This is a genomic window from Citreicella sp. C3M06 (genome assembly GCF_018860705.1).
Lineage (GTDB): Bacteria > Pseudomonadota > Alphaproteobacteria > Rhodobacterales > Rhodobacteraceae > Salipiger.
The window spans coordinates 1-22045 of sequence record NZ_JAHKQA010000023.1; the positions used below are offsets into that span (position 1 = coordinate 1).

The 22045-nt window shown below is 65.0% G+C and carries 22 protein-coding genes and 2 pseudogenes; 10 read left to right on the top strand and 14 right to left on the bottom strand.

Annotated elements, in window-relative coordinates:
• Nucleotides 1-125: 125 nt before the first annotated feature.
• Nucleotides 126-725 (bottom strand): SMC-Scp complex subunit ScpB, encoded by a 600-nt coding sequence (locus KO516_RS05155; protein WP_216002743.1) that lies wholly within the window; start codon nt 723-725, stop codon nt 126-128.
• A 3-nt stretch (nt 726-728) separates the two neighbouring features.
• Nucleotides 729-1566, bottom strand: a pseudogene (locus tag KO516_RS05160) (DUF1403 family protein).
• Between the two features lie 156 nt (nt 1567-1722).
• Here KO516_RS05160 and KO516_RS05165 point away from each other — a divergent pair.
• The 4 genes from KO516_RS05165 (at nt 1723) to KO516_RS05180 (ending at nt 4866) form a co-directional block, all read left to right on the top strand.
• Nucleotides 1723-2805 carry a tyrosine-type recombinase/integrase gene (locus KO516_RS05165; protein WP_216002744.1) on the top strand — a complete coding sequence of 361 codons (1083 nt, stop codon included), beginning with the start codon at nt 1723-1725 and terminating at the stop codon, nt 2803-2805.
• 52 nt (nt 2806-2857) lie between these two features.
• Nucleotides 2858-3019: a hypothetical protein gene (locus KO516_RS05170; protein WP_216002745.1), complete on the top strand. Its 162-nt coding sequence runs from the start codon at nt 2858-2860 to the stop codon at nt 3017-3019.
• 270 nt (nt 3020-3289) lie between these two features.
• Nucleotides 3290-3556, top strand: coding sequence for a helix-turn-helix domain-containing protein (locus KO516_RS05175; protein ID WP_216002746.1), 267 nt, complete (start codon nt 3290-3292; stop codon nt 3554-3556).
• On the top strand, nt 3556-4866 hold the full coding sequence (locus KO516_RS05180; RefSeq protein ID WP_216002747.1) for a type II toxin-antitoxin system HipA family toxin: 1311 nt from the start codon (nt 3556-3558) through the stop codon (nt 4864-4866). Before KO516_RS05175 ends, KO516_RS05180 begins: the two co-directional genes overlap by 1 nt.
• A 75-nt stretch (nt 4867-4941) precedes the next feature.
• Here the strand turns inward: KO516_RS05180 and repC are convergent, their stop codons facing one another.
• The 6 genes from repC to KO516_RS05210 form a co-directional block, all read right to left on the bottom strand.
• Complete coding sequence (gene repC / locus KO516_RS05185) at nt 4942-6135, bottom strand: plasmid replication protein RepC (RefSeq protein ID WP_216002748.1); 1194 nt, start codon at nt 6133-6135, stop codon at nt 4942-4944.
• A 193-nt stretch (nt 6136-6328) separates the two neighbouring features.
• On the bottom strand, nt 6329-7309 hold the full coding sequence (gene repB / locus KO516_RS05190; protein WP_216002749.1) for a plasmid partitioning protein RepB: 981 nt from the start codon (nt 7307-7309) through the stop codon (nt 6329-6331).
• Nucleotide 7310: 1 nt separating this feature from the next.
• Nucleotides 7311-8507: a plasmid partitioning protein RepA gene (gene repA / locus KO516_RS05195; RefSeq protein ID WP_216002750.1), complete on the bottom strand. Its 1197-nt coding sequence runs from the start codon at nt 8505-8507 to the stop codon at nt 7311-7313.
• Between the two features lie 427 nt (nt 8508-8934).
• A complete protein-coding gene (locus KO516_RS05200; protein WP_216002751.1) occupies nt 8935-9867 on the bottom strand; it encodes a 3-keto-5-aminohexanoate cleavage protein in 933 nt (310 codons plus the stop codon).
• A gap of 4 nt (nt 9868-9871) precedes the next feature.
• Nucleotides 9872-10783 (bottom strand): 3-hydroxyacyl-CoA dehydrogenase NAD-binding domain-containing protein, encoded by a 912-nt coding sequence (locus tag KO516_RS05205; RefSeq protein ID WP_216002752.1) that lies wholly within the window; start codon nt 10781-10783, stop codon nt 9872-9874.
• 25 nt (nt 10784-10808) lie between these two features.
• Entirely contained in the window at nt 10809-11525 is a 717-nt protein-coding gene (locus KO516_RS05210; protein WP_216002753.1) for a GntR family transcriptional regulator, read from the bottom strand.
• Nucleotides 11526-11722: 197 nt separating this feature from the next.
• Here KO516_RS05210 and KO516_RS05215 point away from each other — a divergent pair, with 197 nt between their 5' ends.
• The 5 genes from KO516_RS05215 (at nt 11723) to KO516_RS05235 (ending at nt 16385) form a co-directional block, all read left to right on the top strand.
• The gene (locus KO516_RS05215) at nt 11723-12706 is read left to right on the top strand and encodes a TRAP transporter substrate-binding protein (protein WP_216002754.1); all 984 of its coding nucleotides are present in this window, start codon (nt 11723-11725) and stop codon (nt 12704-12706) included.
• 83 nt (nt 12707-12789) lie between these two features.
• Nucleotides 12790-13293, top strand: coding sequence for a TRAP transporter small permease (locus tag KO516_RS05220; RefSeq protein WP_252737414.1), 504 nt, complete (start codon nt 12790-12792; stop codon nt 13291-13293).
• Nucleotides 13290-14558: a TRAP transporter large permease gene (locus KO516_RS05225; RefSeq protein ID WP_216002756.1), complete on the top strand. Its 1269-nt coding sequence runs from the start codon at nt 13290-13292 to the stop codon at nt 14556-14558. Before KO516_RS05220 ends, KO516_RS05225 begins: the two co-directional genes overlap by 4 nt.
• A gap of 11 nt (nt 14559-14569) precedes the next feature.
• Entirely contained in the window at nt 14570-15337 is a 768-nt protein-coding gene (locus tag KO516_RS05230) for an SDR family oxidoreductase (protein ID WP_216002757.1), read from the top strand.
• A gap of 796 nt (nt 15338-16133) precedes the next feature.
• Entirely contained in the window at nt 16134-16385 is a 252-nt protein-coding gene (locus KO516_RS05235) for a hypothetical protein (RefSeq protein ID WP_216002758.1), read from the top strand.
• Nucleotides 16386-16659: 274 nt separating this feature from the next.
• Here KO516_RS05235 and KO516_RS05240 read toward each other — a convergent pair whose 3' ends face one another.
• The 5 genes from KO516_RS05240 to KO516_RS05260 form a co-directional block, all read right to left on the bottom strand.
• Nucleotides 16660-17280 (bottom strand): phosphoribosyltransferase family protein, encoded by a 621-nt coding sequence (locus KO516_RS05240; RefSeq protein WP_216002759.1) that lies wholly within the window; start codon nt 17278-17280, stop codon nt 16660-16662.
• Complete coding sequence (locus KO516_RS05245) at nt 17277-17951, bottom strand: energy-coupling factor transporter transmembrane protein EcfT (protein ID WP_216002760.1); 675 nt, start codon at nt 17949-17951, stop codon at nt 17277-17279. Before KO516_RS05245 ends, KO516_RS05240 begins: the two co-directional genes overlap by 4 nt.
• Nucleotides 17948-19450 (bottom strand): ABC transporter ATP-binding protein, encoded by a 1503-nt coding sequence (locus KO516_RS05250; RefSeq protein ID WP_216002761.1) that lies wholly within the window; start codon nt 19448-19450, stop codon nt 17948-17950. Before KO516_RS05250 ends, KO516_RS05245 begins: the two co-directional genes overlap by 4 nt.
• Entirely contained in the window at nt 19450-20022 is a 573-nt protein-coding gene (locus tag KO516_RS05255; protein WP_216002762.1) for an aminotriazole resistance protein, read from the bottom strand. The genes KO516_RS05250 and KO516_RS05255 overlap by 1 nt, the downstream gene beginning before the upstream one ends.
• 119 nt (nt 20023-20141) lie before the next feature.
• Nucleotides 20142-20804 (bottom strand): phosphoribosyltransferase family protein, encoded by a 663-nt coding sequence (locus KO516_RS05260; protein ID WP_216002763.1) that lies wholly within the window; start codon nt 20802-20804, stop codon nt 20142-20144.
• 183 nt (nt 20805-20987) lie between these two features.
• On the opposite strand from KO516_RS05260, the gene KO516_RS05265 reads away from it, so the two are divergent.
• Nucleotides 20988-21857 carry a LysR family transcriptional regulator gene (locus KO516_RS05265; protein WP_216002764.1) on the top strand — a complete coding sequence of 290 codons (870 nt, stop codon included), beginning with the start codon at nt 20988-20990 and terminating at the stop codon, nt 21855-21857.
• Here the strand turns inward: KO516_RS05265 and KO516_RS05270 are convergent.
• A pseudogene (locus KO516_RS05270) lies at nt 21835-22045 on the bottom strand (hypothetical protein); the annotation flags it as partial. The gene KO516_RS05265 and the pseudogene KO516_RS05270 overlap by 23 nt on opposite strands.

The window sequence follows — 22045 nt, forward strand, 5'->3', positions numbered from 1 at the left end:
ATGCATCCTGACCCTAGGCGATGGCAGCGGAGCCCGGAAAGACACGAAGATGCGGGAAAAAATGTTTTTTTTGTTTCAGCGCCTTAGCGCTCGAAAAGATCAACGACATTCAACCCGAAATCGACCTATGGTGCTTCCGCTGCAACCCCCGCATCCTCCAACTGCTCCCGATCGGGAAGATCGCGAAGGCTCTCCAACCCGAAGGCGACAAGAAACTGCTCGGTGCTAACGAAGGTATATGGCGCGCCACGCCGCGGAGCCCTTGGCCCGGTCCCGATCAGCTCTCGCGCATGCAGCTTTCCGATCAGGTCACGGCTGATCTCCTTGCCGAAGATGTCCTTCAACCCGTCGCGGGTGATTGGCTGGTGGTAGGCGATGGCCGCCAGCACCGCGACGTCGAATTCACTCAGATCCAGTAGCTGGTCGCCAACATCTGCCGCTGCGCGGATCGCGGGCGCGTAGGCCGCCCGCGTCCGGAACATCCAGCCACCGCCGACCCGGGCGATCTCGAAGGCCCGGCCCTCGAGATCGGCGGCGAGACCCCCAACCAGAAGGTCGACCGAGGCCCCCTGCCCCACGATCCGCGCCAGATCCTCGCGCGGCACAGGCGAGGCAGAGGCAAAGAGCACCGCCTCGATCCGCCGCATCCATTCGCGCCAGCGCAGCTCCGGCGGCAGGTCCGCCAGCTCGCGGTCAAGTTCAGGGTCGCGTCGATCCTTCGCCATCGCTTAGACCCCGTAGAGCCGGAAGGTGTCGCGGCCCGTCAGTTCGTGCACCGCACCGAGATCGACCAGCCGATCGCAGAGTCGCCGGGCGGCACGATCCGGCAACGGCAAGGCCGCAGGCGCGACCGCGTCGCGGGTCAGGAACATCTCGACGGCCTCCCCTGCTGCCTTGGCTCGCAGTTTCGAGGCGAACGGCTTCAGAGATCGATCCAGTCAGCGAACGATGACAGGCCAGCCGTAGGTCATCACCCTGCTTCCGCAAATCGGCTCGCTTCAGGCCCGCGGCCAGCAGCGGGACCAGATGAGGCCAACCAAGCGCCTGCGCGAGGACGGCATCGGCAAGCACCAGCGCCGGCGCCTGCGCGCGCGGCGCATCGGACAGCACCGCCTCCAGAACCATCGCCGCACGGGTCACCGGCGTTCCGCGGCGCGCGTCGAGCCATGTGGCGATCTGCCCCGGCTCAATTCCCGGCAGCGCGCGGGCCAGCGCCTTGACCGAGAGGGGCCGTTCGGCAGCCCGGCGCCAGGCCAGGCAGGTTTCCCCCGCCGGTCCCGGCAGGTCGCCGGGGCGCAGAAGGTGGATCGAGTCGCGCAGCTCTGCGGCACGCTCCGGACGCCCGGAGAACGCGACACAAGCTGCCGCAGCACACAACGCCAGCCTGTCCCGCAACAAGGCGTGCGGCACCTCTTGGCGTCGCATCACAAAATGCAGGTGACTCAGCGCCGCACCTGAGAAGAAAGCAGCATATTCAATGACTTCCGCGCCCGCCGAGGGAAGCCAGGCGGGCATCTGGGGTAACGCGTCGAGGTCGCTGATGTGATCCGGTCGGGCAAATGTCATGGCCGAAGCCTATCTCGAAACGGCGATTTTTGCCAGAAAATCGCACTAAAACCGCCGCATCTTGTCAGACGCAGCTATGTCTAATAAGTTTGCCTTATCGGACATCGCGTGGCCGCCTGCCGCCCGGTTCGAAACGCAACGGGTTTGCGGGGAAACATGGCCTCCGAGACGGACAAATCACCAGCACCAGATGCGCCCCTCGGCAAGGAGGAGGCTCCGGCGCCCCGCGAGGCTCTCACCCTGCCCGCCCATGTGGCAGGATCGGGCGCATTGGACCGGCTCGTCGACACGGCGCGCGATTATGCCCGCGCCGCGGCCTCCGACAACACCCTCAAGGCCTACGGCAAAGACTGGGCGCAATTCACCCGCTGGTGCCGAAAGAAGGGCACCGAGCCGCTGCCGCCCTGCCCCGAGATGATCGGGATCTATCTGGCCGATCTCGCCGCGCCGTCCGGGCGCGCTCCGGCCCTCGCCGTCAGCTCCATCGATCGCCGCCTGTCGGGCCTCGCCTGGAACTACACACAGCGCGGCTTCGCCCTCGATCGCAAGAACCGCCATATCGCCACGGTGTTGGCCGGCATCAAGCGCCGACATGCGCGCCCGCCGGTGCAAAAGGCCGCGATCCTCCCCGAGGATATCCGCGCCATGACAGCCACCCTGCCCTATGATCTGCGCGGGCTGCGAGACCGGGCGATGCTGTTGCTGGGCTATGCCGGCGGCTTGCGGCGCTCGGAAATCGTCGGGCTCGATGTCCACAAGGATGACACCCCGCACAGCCGCGGCTGGGTCGAGATCATGGCGGGCGGCGCTCTGCTGACGCTGAACGCCAAGACCGGCTGGCGCGAGGTCGAAGTCGGGCGTGGGTCGTCGGATCTGACCTGCCCGGTGCAGGCGCTGGAGCAATGGCTGCATTTCGCAAAAATCGATTTCGGGCCGATCTTCGTGGCGACATCGCGGGATGGAACCCGCGCGCTGCAGACCCGGCTCAACGACCGGCACGTCGCCCGGCTGATCAAGCGCACCGTGCTGGAGGCCGGCCTGCGCCCCGAGCTGCCCGAGGCCGAGCGTCTGGCGTTGTTCTCGGGGCATTCCCTGCGCGCTGGTCTGGCCAGCTCCGCCGAGGTCGATGAGCGCCACGTGCAAAAACACCTCGGCCACGCCTCCGCCGAAATGACCCGCCGCTACCAACGCCGCCGCGACCGCTTCCGCGTCAACCTCACCAAAGCCGCAGGACTCTGAGCACAGCGCGCCACCCCGCCGGACCGGACAACAGTCATAGCAGCACGAGCTGGTGCAGGAACGGACCCCAATCGCCTCGAAGGGCGAGCAACCCATCCTGCCGGACGGGGCCGCGATCTCGCAGATATCAGGTAAGCGCGCGGGGGTTATCTATGATATGGATGCCTCCTGGTCCGGCGGCACGCGGGCGCTGGATCTTGTCCAGGCCGATTGAAAGGCCATCATGACCAAGGCGCAGGACTGACGCGACACGCTCAGTCCGGACGCAACTGCACTGGTGTCGCGGGCTCCAATTCCGCAAATCTCGCTGGATTCGGATGGGTTCTGGCAGCCCCTCCCCCGGCACCTGATGCCGCGGAGGGCTGTGCGCCGAGGCCTTCTACAAACCTGGCATAAACCCAGAATACGCCAAACTTGTAGTATATTGTTTTTTCTACACGCATGGCATAAACAGGAAATACTACAAATTTGGCAAGAGGCTCGCATGGACCAGATCCCGTTTCGCGACGCTGTGGCGCTTGGCCGGGAAATCCGCCGGTCCCGCAAGGCCAGAGGCTGGTCGCAAGGCGATCTGGCGCGTTTGTCAGGCACAGATCCGCGCCAGATCTCACGCATCGAAACCGCTGCGCATGAGCCGAAACTCAGCCTGTTGCTGGCGGTTGTCGCAGCCCTCGACCTTGATCTTGGCCTGATGCCCCGGCGCGGCGCCCCCGGGCAGACTGCCCGTCCCCGCCCGGAAGACATCTTCTGATGGGGCGCCCTGCCCTGACCCGCAAGCTTGACGTCTACCTCAACGGGCGGCTTGCCGGAACATATGGCTACCGCCCATCAGCGGGCGCGCAGTTTCGCTATGATCAGGGTTGGCTCGACTGGCCCTACCGGTTTCCGATCTCGCGCGCCCTGCCCCTGAGCGATGAAACGCAAACCGGCGACAGCGTCGATGCGGTGTTCGAAAACCTGCTTCCCGATGGGCCCGCCCTGCGCCAGGCCATTGCCGAGCGCACAGATGCGCGCAGTGCCCGCCCCCATGACCTGCTGGCGGTCATCGGGCAGGATTGCGTGGGCGCGATGCAGTTTCTGCCGCACGGAGCCCAGCCCGGCGATCCGTTCCGGATCGAAGGCACACCGCAAACCGATGCGCAGATCGCCGCGACCCTGCGGGCGCTTGGCACCATGCCGCTTGGTATGGCTCCGGGCGAAGCCTTCCGCATCTCGCTTGCCGGGGCGCAGGAAAAAACCGCCTATCTCAATCAGGGCGCGCGTTGGCTCCGCCCTGTCGGTCTGACCCCGACGACCCACATCTTCAAACGCCCGATGGGCCTCATCGGCGGCGGTCTCGATCTGCGCGACAGCGTCGAGAACGAGTTCTTCTGCCTGTTGCTCGCCCGCGAAATGGGGCTGGACGCGGCAGAAGCCGATATCAGGCAATTCGAGGATCAGACCACCCTTGTCGTCAGCCGGTTCGACCGCAGGGTCAGACCCGCCGGCGGGCTGGTTCGCGTCCCGCAAGAGGATTTTCTGCAAGCGATGGGGCTGCCTTCCGCGCTGAAATACCAGCAGCATGGCGGGCCTTCGATGGCCGACTGCCTGACGCTTTTGCAGCAATCGGACACCCCGATCGACGATCAGGCAAGCTTTCTGAAAGCGCATATCTTCAACTGGATGATCGCGGCGATTGACGGCCATGCCAAGAATTTCTCGATCTTTCTGGAGGGTGACGGTTTCCGGTTGGCGCCGCTCTATGACATCATCAGCGCCGCGCCCGACCATCTGCGCGCGACGGTGCGCCACAAGGATTTTCAGCTCGCCATGTCTGTGGGACGGCGCGGGCATTACCGCCTTGACCAGATCGTGCCGCGTCATTTCGACGAAACCGCAAAACGTGCCGGGGTGCCGCTGGAGGCGCGACAACGCGCGTTCAGGGAGCTGGTTGATCATGCGCCGGCCGCTCTGAGCCGGGCACGGAACCGGCTGCCCGAGGGGTTTCCCATAGCGATTTCTGAGCAGATCATCCGCTATGCTGAAGACCGGCTGCGATTGCTCAAGGCGTATGTCGGTTGATCCTTCCGCTTTCTGGGTACGGCCAATCGACCGGCCTTGCGTATGGGATTCAAAGGACGTTCTTTCGCTCGAAATTCAGTTCTGTAGGCTGGGCCGCAACGCCTTCGTCCCGGGAAATGGGGTCGAGTTGACAGCTGTCAACAGGGACGCAACCATTGGCCGTAGGCTGAAGGCTTCGGACCGCGCTTTCCTGGCAATCTGTCGCATATAGCCGCCGGGAGATTTGATCTTATCCAGGCGTTGCAGAATGTATCCGACGCTGATCGCGGAGTTTAGCGGGCCCATCGCGGTACAGGCCTCGTTCCAGACGGCTCGACCGATGCCGATCATCGGGGCAATGGTTTTGCTTGTGCCAATCACATCCTCCCAATTGTTCAACCCGGTCTGGGAATAGCTTTTCAGTTCTGGGCAGACGTGACGGATGGTTGCCAAGCGAACAGGGGGATTTGATTCAGTATCTTCTTTTTCTGAATTCTTATGGTGCCGCTCATTCTGGCTGCCGCTGCCGCTCATTTCAGACGTCACAAGGGGCGCTTCGGCGGTGGATTCCAGGGGCTCGTCTTGTGGAAGGGTGCTCAGCAAGCTCTCTTGCAGGGCAAGCAATTCTGCCCGCAGCGCTTCAAGCGCGGAGCGATCAAGTTTGCGACGCAAGGTGCGGCGGCTGAGGTGCAGCTGCTCGTCGACCGGGTCGATCTGGATCCCCTCGGCCTGGAGGCACAGCACCAGCGCGGCACAGTCGCGCAGCAGCAGCACGCAATCCTCGCGTAGGGCGCGCCGTTCAGCGGACTCGGTGCGCGTCTGTTCGGCGAGGCTGGCGATACGGCCGGACAGGCGGTGCAAGGGGGCAAGGTCGAAGCCGAAAGCGCGCGAGATACCACCATCGCCAGAGCGTCGGGCATAGCGCTTGCCGTTCGGACTGTCGCGGCGCAGCAGTACCCCGGCCTGAACCAGCGCCGCAAGATGTCGTCTCAGGGTGCTTTCCGCCATGCCATGGCTGCGTTCGGACAGCCGGGCGTTCGACGGGAAAACGATCTGGCCCTCGCCGCTCAGCTGATCGCCGGGCAGGAAAGTCAGCAGCGCCTGCAACACCGAAAGGTCACGATCCGACAGGCCAAAAGCGCGCCGGGCGACGCCAAGATCCCGCAGCACGTCCCATTTGGACACCGGGGCAGGGGCGGGCGACGCGCTGCGCCCGGCGTTGCGGGCGGCGACCAGTTGGCCAAGCGACACCGGCCCGCCCCCGAACGGGGCAAGTTGTTGGTAGGTCATGTCATGTCACGGGACAAGGATTTCCCGCCCGGTTCAGACGAACCGCTGTTGACAGCTGTCAACGATAGAGGCTACCTTGAGATTGCTACATATCAGGGAAAGCCTTCTGGAACGTCGTTCTGGGGGGCTTTTTCTTTACTGTTTCCTTGTCTTTTCGTGCCTCCTGTTAAAATGGTTTCCTGCTCGTGCGGGGCTAGCGCCCCTGTTCGTCGCGCGTGGCAAGCCAGTCGCGATGAATCTCTTCAATATTTTCCGCCAGCCAGTCGTCAAAGCCACCGGCGGCCTTGCGCGACAGCTCGATCCGCAGGGTGTCGCCGCGGCGTATGACCTGGCCAAGCGTCTTGCCGTCTGCCCGGGTCAGCGCGCGTTTCTGTGGCACCGGACGCGGGGCAGGGGAGGGCGCGGGTTTTGCCCCTCCGCGCTTTTCCAGCCAGCCGAACAGCCCCTCGAACCGCGCATCGGAGCGCGCGTTGGCCTGCACTGCCAGCATGGCGATGCCATCCTGCGCGTCGAGATCCTGCGCGCCCCAAAGCGCCGCCAGCGCTAGCCAGCGGTCGCGCCCGATGCCGGGCGCCGCGCCGATATGTTCGATCAGCTCGACGGGCAGGGTGTCGGCCACCTGCAGCAAGCGCGAGATCAGCGTCTTGTCGGTGGACAGCGCGTCGCAGATCACCTTGCGATCATAGCCCGCATCGCGCATCTGCCGGGCGAAATTCGCCTTTTCGACAAAGCTCAGATCGCGCCGGGCGGAGTTTTCCTGCCCCTGCGCCAGAATCGCCTCGCGGTCATCGAGATCGCGCACCATCGCTTTTATGGGTTGTCCAAGGTCGCGCAGCGCCAGCACCCGGCGGCGACCGTAGACGATGCGATAGCGGCCCTCGGTCTCGGGGTCGGGGCGCACGAGGATGGGCACCTGCTGGCCATGCTCGCGGATGGATTGCATCAGCTGGGCATGGGCGTCTTCGTCATGTTCGACCCGGTCGCGCAGCCCGCCTTCGGAGATCTGGAACGGATCGATTTCGAGGATGGCGCGGTTTTTCAGATCGGCGATGCTTTGCGATACGGCGCCGATGGCGCCCTTGCTGTAGCGCGGCGCGCGGGCGGGTTTTTCTGCATCGTCGCCGCCGGAGGCGCTGTCTGCGATCAAGCCGCCGAGAAGGTTCTTGCGTGCCATGTCAGCGTCCCCATGCCTGCTGGACCAGTGCTTCGATCTCGCCGTTGACGGAATCGAGGCTTTCGCGCGCCCGGTCGTAGGTGGCGCGGGTGAACTGGCTGCGCTCGACCTCGTAGAGCGTCTGCTTGGTGATGCCCGCGTCGGAAATCGCGGTGGATTTCAGCACGGTATGGTTCAGAACATGTTCGCCGAACAGCGAGCGCATGAAGCTGACCATCTGGTTTTGCGGCCCGTCGCCGGGCTCGTAACGGGTGACGACGTAGCGCAGCCAGTCATAGGACATGTCGCCGCCCGCCTCGGCCACCACTTCGAGCAGGTTCGAGGTCATCAGCAGGAACTGGCACATCGACATCACGTCGAGCATCTGCGGATGCACGGTGACCAGCACGGCGGTGGCCGCCGACAGCGCCGACATGGTCAGAAAGCCAAGCTGCGGCGGGCAGTCCATGATCACAAGGTCATAATCGTCCTGCACCTGCGCCAGCGCGTCACCGATGCGGGTAAAGAAGGTGCCGCCGTCTTTTTCCATGATGGCGCGGGGGGTCTCGTGCTCGAATTCCATCAGGTCGAGGTTGCCGGGCACGATATCGAGCGAGGGGAAATAGGTGGGCTGGATGACCTCGCGCAGCGGCACCGGGTCGACATAGCGGATGGCATCGTAGAGCGTGCCGCCGTCGAGCAGGTCGAATTCCGGCTGAAACCCGTGCAGCGCCGACAGCGACGCCTGCGGGTCCAGATCCACTGCCAGCACCCGGTAGCCATCGAGCGCGCATTTCTGTGCCAGATGCGCCGAGGTGGTGGTCTTGCCCGAGCCGCCCTTGAAGTTGATCACGGTGATCACCTGCAGCGGATCGTCGTATTTGCGACCGCTGCCTTCGGGGGCGGGGCGGCGTCCGGGCAGGTAGGTGGCCTTGGACCGCCCGTCGAGGAAATGGCGCAGCGCGAGGATATCTTCGGCGGAATACAGCCGCCGTCCGCCAGCGCCGGTTTCCGGCTGCGGGCCCTTGCCGTCGAGGCTGAGCTTGCGAAGATAGGCATCCTTGACCCCAAGCAGCGCGGCCACCTCGCCAGAGGTGAACTTGCGCAAGGTCTTGCGCGCATGCGGTGGAAACAGCTGCGCCCGATGAGCCTGCAACCGTTCGGAAAGCTTCTCGGCGTGGGTGCCGACAAGCTGGTCGATGCGTGTCTGCCTGCGCATCCTGCCCTCTGTGTTCTCGGGCGCTGTGCGGTTGTTACGCTTTGCGCCGTGTTTTTCGCTTTATAGCGTAAGTTAATGACCCGTTTCTCGGATTCGGACAAGTGTTTTGTCCGCATCTTGTGGTCGGGGTTGGTCGCTGCGCCAGCCGGGGAGGGGGGAGGGCGGGACTCGTTCGGTTAAGTATCTGACGTAAAGGTGTTTTTCACAAGCGCCTTGGCCGGGCATCCACAGATCGACCGGTGGGTTTGCCACCTGTCGGCGCGGGGCTGTGCAGTCATCGGCTGGGCGCAGGCACGGTCATCAAGGCATCGCGGCGTGCCGCCGGGTTGCGGGTGATGCCCTTGTTATCGGCCCAAAAGTCGGCGCCACCCCGGCGGTCTTGGCGAGGGTGGCGTCATTCTTGCAGAGGTTCGATCACAGAGGGAGATCAGAACCCGACCACGTCGGCACCCTTGAGCGCCAGAAGCTCGCGCGCCTCGTCGGGGGTGGCGATCTCAAGCCCCAGCCCTTCGATGATCTGGCGCGCGGCGGTGACCTGCTCGGCGTTGGTCTTGGCCAGCTTACCCGGCCCGGCCCAGAGCGAATCTTCAAGGCCGACGCGCACATGCCCGCCAAGCGCCGCGGCAATCGCCGCGATCGACAGCTGGTTGCGCCCCGCGCCCAGCACCGACCAGCGGTACTGATCGCCGAACAGCCGGTCGGCGGTGCGCTTCATATGCATGACATCGTCGTAATGCGCGCCGATGCCGCCCATCAGCCCGAACACCGTCTGGATGAACAGCGGCCCCTTTACCAGCCCGGCATCGAAGAAATGCTTGAGGTTATAAAGATGCGCCGTGTCGTAGCATTCGAATTCGAACCGGGTGCCATGGGCCGACAGGGTGGTGATGATATGTTCGATGTCTTCGAAGGTGTTGCGGAACAGGATGCCCTTGTTGCCAAGGTAGTCGCGTTCCCACTGGTGTTTGAGCTGCGCATCAAAGCGCCCGAGCATCGGGAACAGTCCGAAATTCATCGAGCCCATGTTGAGCGAGGCCAGCTCGGGTTTCCAGGTGTTGGCCGGGCGCACGCGGTCCTGAATGCTCATCGTCGGCGCGCCGCCGGTGGTGATGTTCACCACGCAGGCAGAGCGCTGCTTGATGACCTTGAGAAACGGATCGAAGGCTTCGGGGCTCTGATCGGGGCGCCCGTCCTGAGGATCGCGCGCGTGCAGGTGGACCACCGCTGCGCCCGCCTCGGCGGCGCCGATGGCGGCCTCGGCGATCTCGGAGGCGGTGACCGGCAGGTATTCGGACATCGACGGGGTGTGGATCGCGCCGGTGACGGCGCAGGTGATGATGACCTTGCGTTTGGGGGCCATGGGATCAGTCCTTTTGGGTCAGTGTTTGCAGGAAGCCGGCGAGCGCGGTCAGGTCGCGGTCTCGCCGCGCGGTAAGCTCGGGGACGCGCTCGGGCGCGGGCAGGGCGCTTGCCAGTTGCCTCGCCACCTCGGGGGTGAAGGCTTCGCCGCGCGCGGCGCCATCGGACAGGCGCGCCATGGTCGGGCCGTAGCGGTCGAGATAGTCGGCCACGCCGCCCGGCGCATTGAGGTTGATGGTTTCCAGCGCGCCCAGCAGTACCCAGCGCTGGGCAAGCCCGTGGCGCAGCGTGTCGTCCACGCCTTTTGCCGTAACGATGCCCTCGGCCACCAGCCGCAGCGATTCTGCCAGCAACACCGCCTGAAGACGGTTGAGCACAAAGCCGTCGATCTCGGCGCTCATGCGCACGGGCACCTGTTTCACCGAGGTCATGAAGGCCTCGGCGCGGTCCATGACCTCGGGGGTGGTGTCCGGCGAGGGGCACAGTTCCACCACCGGGATCACGTGCGGCGGGTTGACCGGATGGGCGACGAGGATGCGCCCGCGCCCGGACAGGCCGTCGTTGAAGGACGACGCCACCAATGCGGAGCTCGACGAGGCAAGCACCGCGTCCGGCGCGGCAAGCCGATCCAGATCGGCATAGATGGCGCGCTTGATGTCCAGCTTTTCGGGGCCGTTTTCCTGCACCCAGGCCGCGCCTTCCAGCGCACCGGCCATGTCGGGATGGGTGGTGACGTTGTCCAGAATGCCAAGGTCTTCGCCGGCCTCGTCGCACATCGCCTTTAGCGCGCCGCGCACGCCCTGCAGCACCTCGGGGTTGGCATCCCAGACCCGGACGGGGCATCCCGCGCGGGCAAAGACGATGGTCCATGCGCGGCCGATCAGGCCGCAGCCGATGATGGCAACGGTTGGTGTCATGTGGTCTCCTCCTCTGGCGGCGGGATCAGTCCGCGCCGCCCTCATTCTGTTTCAGCGTCGCGCCAAGATCGATTGCGGCATCGGAAATATCCTTGACGATGGCCGCGCGCAGGGCGTCGGCATCGCGGTCGCGCAGCGCCTGTTCGGCAAGGTCGTGGCTTTCCATCGACCGGGCGAAATGGTTGGGCGAGGTCACCGCGTGGCGGATCAGCGGGCCAACCCGCAGCCACATGCCTTCGATCACCCCCATCAGCACGGGCCGTTCGGCGGCGCGGTAGATCAGCTTGTGAAACCGCCAGTTGCTTTCCAGATAGCGGTCGGCGTTGCGCTCATCCGCGGCGCGGCGCATCATCGCGCAGGCGTTGGCGATGATGCGGATCTGCGCCGCCGTGATTTTTTCGATGGCGAGCGTGGCGGCGAACCCTTCGAGTTCCAGCCGGATGTCGCGGATATCGTTCAGTTCTGCCTCGGTCAGGATCGGCACGCGCAGCACGCGGTTGCCGCCCCAGACCTCGAGCCCGCCATCGGATTCCAGCTGGCGCAGCGCCTCGCGCACCGGGGTTACGCTGGTGCCCAGAACGGCGGCGGTGCGGCGCAGGCTGATTTCCTCGCCCGGTTGAAAATAGCCGGAAATCAGCGCCTCGCGCAGGCAGGCATAGATCTGCGCCTGCGCGGTTTCCCCCTCGCGCAGCGCCAGCGGCCCAAGCCGCGCCCATCCGTCCATTTCCTGCGTGTTGATCATGCGCCGCTCACGGTGAATCATGCCTCTAAGTGTGATCTCGGTTTCATCATGATACGAGTGATAATTTCATAAAGTCCATAAAAACATGATAAATATTTTGATTGACCGCCGAGGATGTATTGAATTAGCGTTAAGTGAGATCACACTTTGATCCCCGGAACGATCCGAGGAGGAAGAGGGACGGGAGGCCCTTGATCATGAAGCATTTCACACTGACCCTATCCGCCGCGCTGCTGCTCGGCACCTCTGCGCTGGCGCAGGAGACCCGCACATTCGATGTCAGCCTGCCGCTGGGAGCCGAGAGCCACCACGCCGTGGGGGTGCTGAAATTCGGCGAAGAGCTGGAGCGGCTTTCCGAGGGTCGTCTGACCATCCGCCCGCATTACGACAATGCGCTCGGGGCCGAGCGCGAGGTGGTCGAGGGCATGGGCTTTGGCCTGATCGACATGGGCATCACCTCGACCGGGCCGATGGGCGGTTTTGCCCCGGAATTCATGCTGTTCGACCTGCCCTATGTGTTCAAGGACCACGCCCATGCGCATGGCTTTCTTGACAGCGAATATGGTGACCAACTGGCGGGCGTGATCGAAGCGGCAGCCGGGGTCAAGGTGCTGACATGGATGGAAAACGGCTTCCGCCACGAGACCAATTCCGTGCGTGCGATCAATACGCTGGAGGATCTCAAGGGCATCAAGCACCGCACGCAGGAAAGCTCGGTGCAGGTGGATACCTGGACAGCGCTTGGCACCAATGCCTCGCCCATGGCATGGACCGAGGTGTTCACCGCGCTGCAACAAGGCGTTGTGGAAAGCCAGGAAAACCCGGTGCCGACAATTTACGATGTGCGCTTTTACGAGGTGCAGGACTATCTGACCATGTCCCAGCACGTCTATTCCCCGGCGCCCTTCATGATCGGTGCGGCGCTGTTTGACTCGCTCTCGCCCGAGGATCAGGCGATCCTGCTGGAAGCGGCAGAGCTGGCACGACCGGTGCAGCGCGAAGCTTCGGTGGCGATGGAAGAGAAGTATCTCGGGGAGCTTCAGGAACTGGGTATGGAAGTCACCCGCCCCGATCTGGCCCCGTTCCGCGAGGCGGTCGCCCCGGTCATCGAGAAGTGGAAGGATCAGGTTGGCGCCGAACTGGTCGATGCGGCCATGAGTTTCGAGCCCGCCACCAACTGATCACAACGGCGCGCCGGCGGACCCGTTCGGCGCGCTTATCTGTCCCCCCGACCCGAGGTAGCAAGATGCAAGGCGCGCTGCGCATGACCGTCCGCGCAGTGGACGGCATCAACTGGATCGTGGGCTGGCTGCTGGCCGGGCTGATCCTTGTCATGACGGTGCTCATCAGCTGGCAGGTGTTCGCCCGCTATGTGATGGGCGATTCCCTGAGCTTTTCCGAAGAGGTGGCGCGGTTTTCCATGGTCTGGATGACCATGCTGGGGGCCGCTTATGCCTATCGCTATGGCTCGCTGATTTCGGTCGATCTTTTGACCTCGCTGTCGGGGCCACGGGTGGCGCGGGTCTTGCGCATCGTGGTGGCGGCGGCGTCGTGCCTGTTTGCCTATGTGCTGCTGAGCGAAGGGCTGAACATCACGCAGCGCGTGGCGATGCAGGTCGCGCCCAGCACTCGGGTGTCGATGGCGTGGCTTTATGGTGCGATGCCTGCCGGGGCGGCGCTGATGCTGCTGAACGCGGTGGCGATCCTTGCCGAAGATTTCGCCGGGCTGCGGGATGACCCGGCGCTCGACGGGGAGGGCTCGGCATGATCGCGCTTTTGTTCGGCTCTTTGCTGCTGCTGCTGATCGTCGGCGTGCCGGTGACCTTTGCGCTGGGGCTCGCCGCCATCGCGACGATCTGGCAGGGCAGCATCATGCCGCTGCTGATCGTCCCGCAGGAAATGATCCGCTCGGTCAATTCCTTTCCGCTGCTGGCGATCCCGTTCTTCATCCTTGCGGGCAACCTGATGCAAGAGGGCGGGATTTCCGCCCGGTTGGTGAATTTCTCCAAGACGCTGGTGGGGTCGATGACCGGCGGGCTGGCGATGGTGGCGATCGTCACTTCGGCGTTCTTTGCGGCGATTTCCGGGTCGGGCGCGGCGACCACCGCCGCTGTCGGCGCGATCCTGATCCCGGCGATGGTGACGCAGGGCTATTCCAAACGCTACGCGGCGGCGAACCAGGCCGCGTCGGGGGCGCTGGGGGTGATCATTCCGCCAAGCATCCCGCTGATCCTCTATGCGATCTCGGCCAACCAGTCGGTGGGGGATATGTTCCTTGCCGGGGTGCTGCCGGGCGCGCTGGTGGTGGTTTCGCTGCTGATCTATGCGTTTTTCCACGCCCGAGGCATGCAGACCGCCCCCGGAGAGCCGACATCGTTGCGCGAAATCCTTGTGGCCGGGTGGAAGGCTTTGCTGGCGCTGGCCATGCCCGCGCTGATCCTTGGCGGCATCTATGGCGGCATCGTCACCCCGACCGAAGCGGCGGTGGTTGCGGTGGTCTATGCGCTGATCGTGGGCGGCGTGATTTACCGCGAATTGCCGCTTCGGGCGATCCCGCGCATACTGCGCACCAGCGCCGTGACCTCGGCGGTCGTGCTGTCGATCATCGCGGCGGCCGGGCTTTACGGGCGGATCATCCTGCAACTGCGGGTGCCTAGCGTGATCTCCGATTTCGTGGTGGGGGCCATCGACAGCCCGTGGCTGTTCATCATCCTTGTGAACCTGCTGCTATTGCTGGTGGGGATGTTCCTTGAAGCCGCCGCCGCCATCCTGATCTTTACCCCGATCCTGCTGCCCATCGCGCTTACCTTCGGGTTCGACCCGGTGCATTTCGGCGTCATCATGGTGGTCAACCTTGCCATGGGGATGTTCACGCCGCCGGTTGGGCTGAACCTGTTCATCGCCTCAAGCATCGCGCGCATCGGCGTGCCACAGATCGCGCGAGGGGTCATTCCCTTTGTCGCCATCCTGCTGGTGGATCTGCTGATCATCAGCTTCCTGCCGTGGCTGTCGCTGGTGTTTACCTCACAATAAAGGACCCGAATATGGATCTGAATCTGACCGGCGCGCGGGTGATCGTCACCGCTGGCGCCAACGGCATCGGCCGCGCCATCGTCGAAGGCTTTCTGGCCGAAGGGGCGCGCGTTGCCACCTGCGATATCGACGAGGCCGGGCTTGCCAGCCTGCCCGACGCGGTGTTCCGCACCCGTGTCGATGTCTCCGACAAAGCCGCGCTTGGCGCGTTCATGGACGCGGCGGCGGCGCAGCTGGGCGGCATCGATTGCCTTGTGAACAACGCCGGGATCGCCGGGCCGACGGGCCGGATCGAAGAGCTGGATCTGGCAGAGGTCGAGCAATGCCTTGCCATCTGCCTCACCAGCCAGTTCCTGACCACCGCCCGTGCGGTGCCGCATCTGCGGGCCAGCGACAATGCGTCCATCGTCAATGTCTCGTCTCTGGCGGGGCGGCTGGGGTTCCGCCTGCGCAGCCCCTATGCGGCGGCCAAGTGGGGGGTGATCGGGTTGACGAAATCCATGGCGATCGAGCTTGGCCCCGACGCGATCCGGGTCAACGCGCTGCTGCCCGGTCTGGTGGCCGGAGAACGCCAGCGCCGGGTGCTGGAGGCGCGGGCGCAAGCGCAGGGCATCAGCTTTGAAGAGGCCGAACGCGACGCGTTTTCGCGCACCTCGATCAAGCAATACGTGACGCCCGAGCAGCTTGCCGATCAGGTGCTGTATCTTGCAAGCCCGCGCGGGGCGACCATTTCGGGGCAGGCGCTGTCGGTCTGCGGCGATACCGGAATGCTGGGGTAGCGGCTGGGCGCATGGCTTTGATGTGAGACGGGCGGCGCGCGGCCCCCGTTCCACATCTTTGTGACCGCTGCCGGAACCATCGGGGCAAATCTGCCGCAAGACGATACAGACGTCGTGCCTTGCTTCACCCTGAATGCCGGGGTTTCGCAGCGCACAGGGCGGCGGCGCTCTTGCTGCGGCCAAGCCGCACGAGCTGACAGCGGCGGGAGACAGGACAACGACGAGGCCATCGCCCGCCGCGCCGGGCCTCTTGACGTCGGGGTGACGGACGCGACCGTTGGGCAGCGAAAGCGGGCGAGGTTCTCGGATCATATTGCGCCGCGTCACCGTCCTCTGCTGTGCCTGAGTTGCGCTGTGCATCAGGCGGACCCGTTGCGGATTTTGCGCGGCAAAGATGCGGGGCAGACGGCATATGCGCCCGGTTCGGGGTCAGCTGTTCGATTGCGGTTCGGAACTCCAACGCGTGCCTCACTAGGTGGGGATTGCCAAGCCTCTCCTTACTCGGTGCGCTGGCGCACAGAAATGGTGTGATGCCCGAAAACAAGCCGCATTGGCGGTGAATGTTACACGGACAGCTGTGCAGGCAGCTCGGCTGATGAAAAAATATCTCTTCGAAACATAAGGATATGAAGTTACATCTGGTGATGGACATTTGTTCCACCCAGATTTCTCACATCCCCAAGAGCGCGCGAGAGCGATCCTGTGATTTGAAACCTCGGGCCATGCGACCGATATCTACCCCACAAGACGGAAACGTCGAACACAGACGCACATAACCATATATCGGAGACTTCACATGAACCGCATCGCTCTCATTGCCGCCGCAGCCATCACCGCAACCGCCGCTCTTTCGGGCGCCGCGTCGGCCCAGACCAACAACACCGGCGACGCAGCCCGCAAAGCCCTGTCGCAGATTGCTCCGAACGCTGACGTTGCTTCGCTGAGCAACTCCGAAGCGGTCGCCGCATGGCAGGTGGTTTCGGACGAAGGCAGCGCCGCCGAGGCGAAATTTCGTGCCGAGGCGCTGATCCGCAACTTCAACAGCTGATCCATGGCCGTGCCAGACGGGCGAAGCGCCTGTTTTGGAACGACACTTAACCCAAAAGGGGCGCCCTGACCGGGGCGCTCCTTTTTCTCATGCGCGGCGCCGAGCCTGTTGCCCGTGAGCGATCAGCTGTCAGACATGAGCTATCTGACCGGAACGCTCCCGCGACGCGTCCCGTGAAGACACCAGATGCAAAGCTGCGTGTTCCTGCCGCGCAGCGATCCCCTATGGGGCCTGCCCCTGAATGACCGCTGCGCGCGGCCCCCCCTTTGCGGCTTCAGGTCCCCGGGATCGGCTGCCAGCGGCCATCCGCATCCGGGGCGAATTGTGGGATATGCGCCAGCGACACCAAACCGTCCGCGTCCGGCCCGAGCGTTTCGCGCCAGTCCTGCGCTTCGGTCAGGATGACTCCGGCGCCGACGAGGTTGCCGCCCGCCTGCCGTACAAGATCCAGCGCCCCCTTGAGGCTGGAGCCCGAAGCCACCACGTCATCGACCACCACAACCCGTTTGCCCGCGATCAGCGGGATCGCCGCGCGATCCAGCAGGATGCGCTGCTCGCCCTTGGACGTGATCGAGGTCAGCGTTTGCACCAGCGCATCCGCCAGGTGCAGCTTGGGCGATTTTTGCAGCACAACGTAGTGATCAAGGCCAAGCGCCCGCGTCACCTCAATGGCGACGGGAATGCCCAGCGTCGCGGGGCCGACGATGATGTCAGGCTTCATCGGGGCGATTTTCGCCGCGAGCCGTTCGCCGACATGGGCGCCAAAGCGCACGCCAAGGTCGATCACCATCATCAGAGAGATCGCGAATTCGGGGTTGATCGGCACGATCGGCAGATCGAGGCCGAAGCCTTCGACATCGACATGCCAGGTCTGTGCGGCGGTCTGGTCTTTCATTTATGGGGCTCCCTGAAGGACATCGCGGGTTCGATCCACCAGCCGACGCGCCGCCATGTGCTGCGCTTTGTGCCAAGGTCGAATCCGTAAAGGCTGAGTGAGAAGGAAATGGCGTGGGCGGTGCGAATGGCCTGCACCAGCAGTGGCACGCCGCGCGCGAGGGCAAAGCGCAGTTTGCGCAGAAAGCTCACGTCGTCGATTTCCATGCCGCGGGCGCGCTGTGCATCGGCGATGCGTTCGAATTCATCGCGCAGCATCGGGATGATGCCAAACAGCAGCGACAGCACAAGCGTGACGATGGGCGGCAGCCGCGCCGCCGAGCAGGCCGCCAGAATGGCGCCGGGGCTCGACGTTTCCATGACGAAATAGAACAGCGCCGTGGTGGCCACCAGACGCGCGGCCATCTTTGCGGCGACGCCAAGCGCGTCCAGCGGGGCAAGCCCTTGGATCGTCAGGTTGATCATCCAGCTGACGATCACCATCAGGGTCAGCAGCCCGGCCCCCTTGAGATAGCCGCGCAAGCCGGGCACCCGGACCAGCACCAGCCCAGCGACGATCAGCGCCGCATAGGGCAGGCCCCAGCGCCAGTCCGGCGCCAGCCAGGCGAGGATCATCAGGGCAAAGGCGGCGCCGAGCTTGGCAAAGAAATTGAGATCGGCAAGGCGGCTCATGCGGCAGTCCTTTGATGGGCGCGGGGCAGAGGCCAGCCAAGGGCGGCAAAGGCCGGGCTGTGCCAGCCCTCGGGCACCGGGCCATCCTGCTGGATGTGGCCATCCGCGACGATGGCAAGGCGCGTGGCCACGTCATCGACAAGATCAAGATCATGCGAGATCAGCATCACCGCGCGCCCCGATCCGGTCATGCGCGACAGGAAGGTTTCCAGCAGGGCACGCCCGTGCAGATCGCGGGCCAGAAGCGGTTCGTCGACGATGGCGATCGCCGCCCCCGACGCATCGGCGCAGGCCAGCCCGAGTTGGCCCTGCTGGCGCGCCGACAGGGCAAAGGGGTTGGTTTCCTCATGCCCGGCAAGCCCGTAGCGGGCCAGCACGGTTGCGGTGTCTTCATCGCCCGCACCCATGGAGCGGGCAAAGTCGATTTCCTCGGCCACGCTCATGTGGAACAGGATCTGGCGCATGGATTGCGGCACATAGGCGATGTGGCGGGCACGGCGCGCGATGGTCCAGCCGGTGGCATCGGTGCCGCCCAGCACGATGCGCCCAGCCGCGGCGGGGGCGAGGCCGAGTATCGATTTCATCAGCGTTGTCTTGCCCGCGCCATTGCGCCCGATCACGGCAAGCACCTCGCCCGCCTTCAGCGACAGTTCAGCGTTTTCCAGCACCGGTGCGCCGTCAGCGCGGGTCAGCCTTGTGCGCAGGCCGGCGACGGCCAGCAGCTCGGGGCCGGTTGCGGGCGGCGTGCGGGCGGGCGTGGGGCGGCGGGGCGGCAGAAGGCCGGCGCCAGTCCATAGCGCGGCGTCGTCCAGCGCCGGGCCAAGGGCGCGCGGGGCCGCCAGTTTGCCCCCCGAAAGCAGCGCGAGGTCGCTACAAACCGGGGCCAGCGCGCTGGCATCCTGTTCGGTGACGATCATGCCCGAGACATGCGCCGCAGCCTCGACAAGCGCGTCGCACAGGCGGGCGCGCGCCGCCGGGTCCAGCCCGGTGGTCGGCTCGTCCAGCACCACCAGCGTGGGTTGCGAGGCAAGAGCTGCGGCAAGCACGACCATGCGCCGCTCGCCCCCTGACAGGGTGAGCACCCGGCGACCGGCCAGCGCCGTCAGCTGCAGCTGTGTCATCAAGGCGCGCACGCGCTCGCGGATCTGCGCGCGGGGCAGGGCGCGGTTTTCCAGCGGAAAGGCGATGATGTCTTCGACCGAAAGATCCCAGAGCTGGTCTTCGGCGGATTGGGCAACATAGCCAAGGCGCGAAAACAGCGCGGCGTGGGGCAGGGCGGTCACGTTTTCGCCTGCGAGCGACACGCGCCCGGAATATTGCGGGATCGGCAGGATCTGCGGAATGATTCCCGCCAGCGCCATGGCCAGCGTCGATTTCCCGCTGCCGGTCGCGCCGCAAATCAGCAGGCGCTGGCCCTCGCCAAGGGCAAGGTCAGCGTCCTGCACAAGGGGCTCGGCAGTGCCGAACCCCAGCGTCAGTTTGTCAACGTTCAGCAGCATTAGAAGCGCTTGAACCCGGAGGGGTGCGCAGCGGTCAGGATCTTGAGCGCGGGCACCACCAGCAGCGGCGTTCCGATCAGCATCGGCACGATGTCGGACAGGCCGAGGTAGCCAACCGCCCACCAGAACGGAAAGATCCCCAGAGCGGCAAGGCTGGCGGACACTGCGACCACCATCGCCAGACCCACGGCAAGGCAGACCAGCGCAATGCGGATCAGCGCGCTTTTGTCAAAGCTGGTCTTGGCGGGGCTGAACAGCAGGCCGGGCACGAGGCCGGTCAGGCCGACCATGATGCCATCGACGATCAGCGAATGCGCCGGGATGAAGGTGCCCGCCAGCAGCGACCAGACGATGGTGCCGAGATAGCCGCAGATAAAGCCGCTTTTCCAGCCCAGCAGGATGCCGACCAGCGGCGGCAGAAACGCAAAGATGCGCCACTGGATCACGCCGGGCACCAGCTGGATCGGGTTGGCATAGGCCCAGAGCACGCCGGTGGCGGCGGCGGCGACGATGGAAAGCACGATCGGAAAGAGGCTGGAGCCGCCATCCTTGGAAAGGGTCTGTGTGGTCATAGGAGGATTCCCTGTTGCGGTTGAGATGAGGGACGCGTGCCGCCCTTCTGCTTGCGCCCGGTTCGGGGCGAAATGACGGGGCAGGCCGGGCTCCTCCCTTCCCGGCCTGCCCGATGATGTCAGTGGGGCATGGGCGTGGGCTCCGTGTCCGCCAGCATGTCCGGTTCAAGGCTGGCGGGGTCGATTTGCGCCGCGCCGCCCGCGATGAAAAAGCGCGGGATGCGGCCCAGCCGGTGCACCAGCGCGGCGTCTTCGCCGAGCGCCTCGCGCCAGGCGATGCCCTCGGTCAGGATGGTTCCGGCGGCCAGCACCGTGGCCCCGGCGCGCCGCGCCAGCCGCATCGACGCGGCAATGCTGGCGCCGGTGGCAATCACGTCATCCACCACCACGACGCGGCGCCCCTGAAGCAGCGGCACTTGGCGGCGATCCAGCATCAGGCGCTGCGGCGTGTCCGAGGTGATCGAGCGCACCGGTTCGAACAGCGCATCGGCAAGGTGGAACTTGGGCGATTTCTGCAAGATCAGGTAACGGTCAAGGCCAAGGTGGCGGCTGACCTCCATCGCTACCGGAATGCCAAGCGTGGCGCTGCCGACGACGACGTCGGGTTTGAGCGCGGCAAAGCGCTCGGCGAGCGCCCGCCCGGCGCGATCGGCAAAGGCCAGCCCCATGTCGATGTCCATCAGCAGGGCGATGGCGCGCTGCTCATCCAGCGCCAGCATCGGCAGACGCTCGGTCTTGCCGGCGATCTCGACGTCGTAGTGATGGGGCGCGATCAGGCGCAAGGCGGCCTCCGGTGGAGTGGGTGTTTCGGGGCAACATTCCAACATGACAGGCAAATGACAAACGCCAAGAATCCCACGCGGCGTTGAATTTTTCTCAACGCTCTGAAATGTTGGCATCAGCGGGGCCAGAATGGGACGTCACAGCCAGTGCAGAAAGTGTTTTTCACACGCTTTTTCAGATATATGGAAGAAATCGCGCGGCTTGGATCGATCCGGCGCGCCGCCGAGGTTCTGAACGTTTCCGCCTCGGCCATCGACAAGCAATTGCTGCGCGCCGAGCAAGATTTGGGCGTTCCCTTGTTCGAGCGTCACCCTCGGGGCGTGCGCCTGACCTCGGCCGGGGAATTGCTGATGTACCGGATGCGCGGCTGGCGGCGCGACATGCGCGCGGTGTCGGCCGAGATCGAAGAGCTCAAGGGCCTGAGCCGCGGCGAGGTGCGCATCGCCGCCCCGCAGGACGCGGCCTCGGGGCTTTTGCCACGGGCGCTGGCGGCGTTCCGGGCGGCGCATCCGAAGATCACCCTGTCGCTGCGGGTGTCCGGGTCGGACAACGTCCGCCAGAGGGTGATCGACGGCGAAGCGGATCTGGGCCTGACCTTCAGCCCGCGCCCGCTGCCGGGGGTGTCGGTGCTGCGCGAGGTGCCGTTCCGGGTGCTGGCGCTGCTGCCCTCCGACGGGCGCGCGCGTCAGAGCGTGTCGCTGGGGCGGTTTTTCAGCAAGCCGGTGCTGTTGCCCGGCGCGGGCAGCCCGCTGCGCGATATACACGACATCGCCGCGGCGCGCGCGGGCGTCGAACCGCTGGCGGCGATCACGGCGGACAGCACCGAGGTATTGCGCGCGCTGGTACGCGAAGGCTGCGGCCATGGCCTGATCGCCGTCTGTGCGGGCCTGCCCGAGCGCCCCGAACCCGGTCTTGATGAGATCCCGCTAAGGGGGCCCGCGTTGCCGCCGCTGTCGCTGGCCCTGATCGCCCCGCGCGACACCTCGTCGTCGCTGGCGGCGGTGCTCGCCCGGCGCCATTTCGAAGTGTTCATGGATCGGTTGCGGGGCTGATCCTCTGCGGGGCACTGTCGGTGATCAGGCTGGGAAACAGCCGCGAGCCGGGTGTCAGCGGAAACCCGATGCGCGCTGGCCCCTTGGCGCTAAGTGATTTGAGGAACCCGGCCCGAGTCAAATCTGTAAGGTCGATTTGTGCTGCGGGCATTGCCAAATTGTCTGGCGGGGGATTGCCAACGTGACGG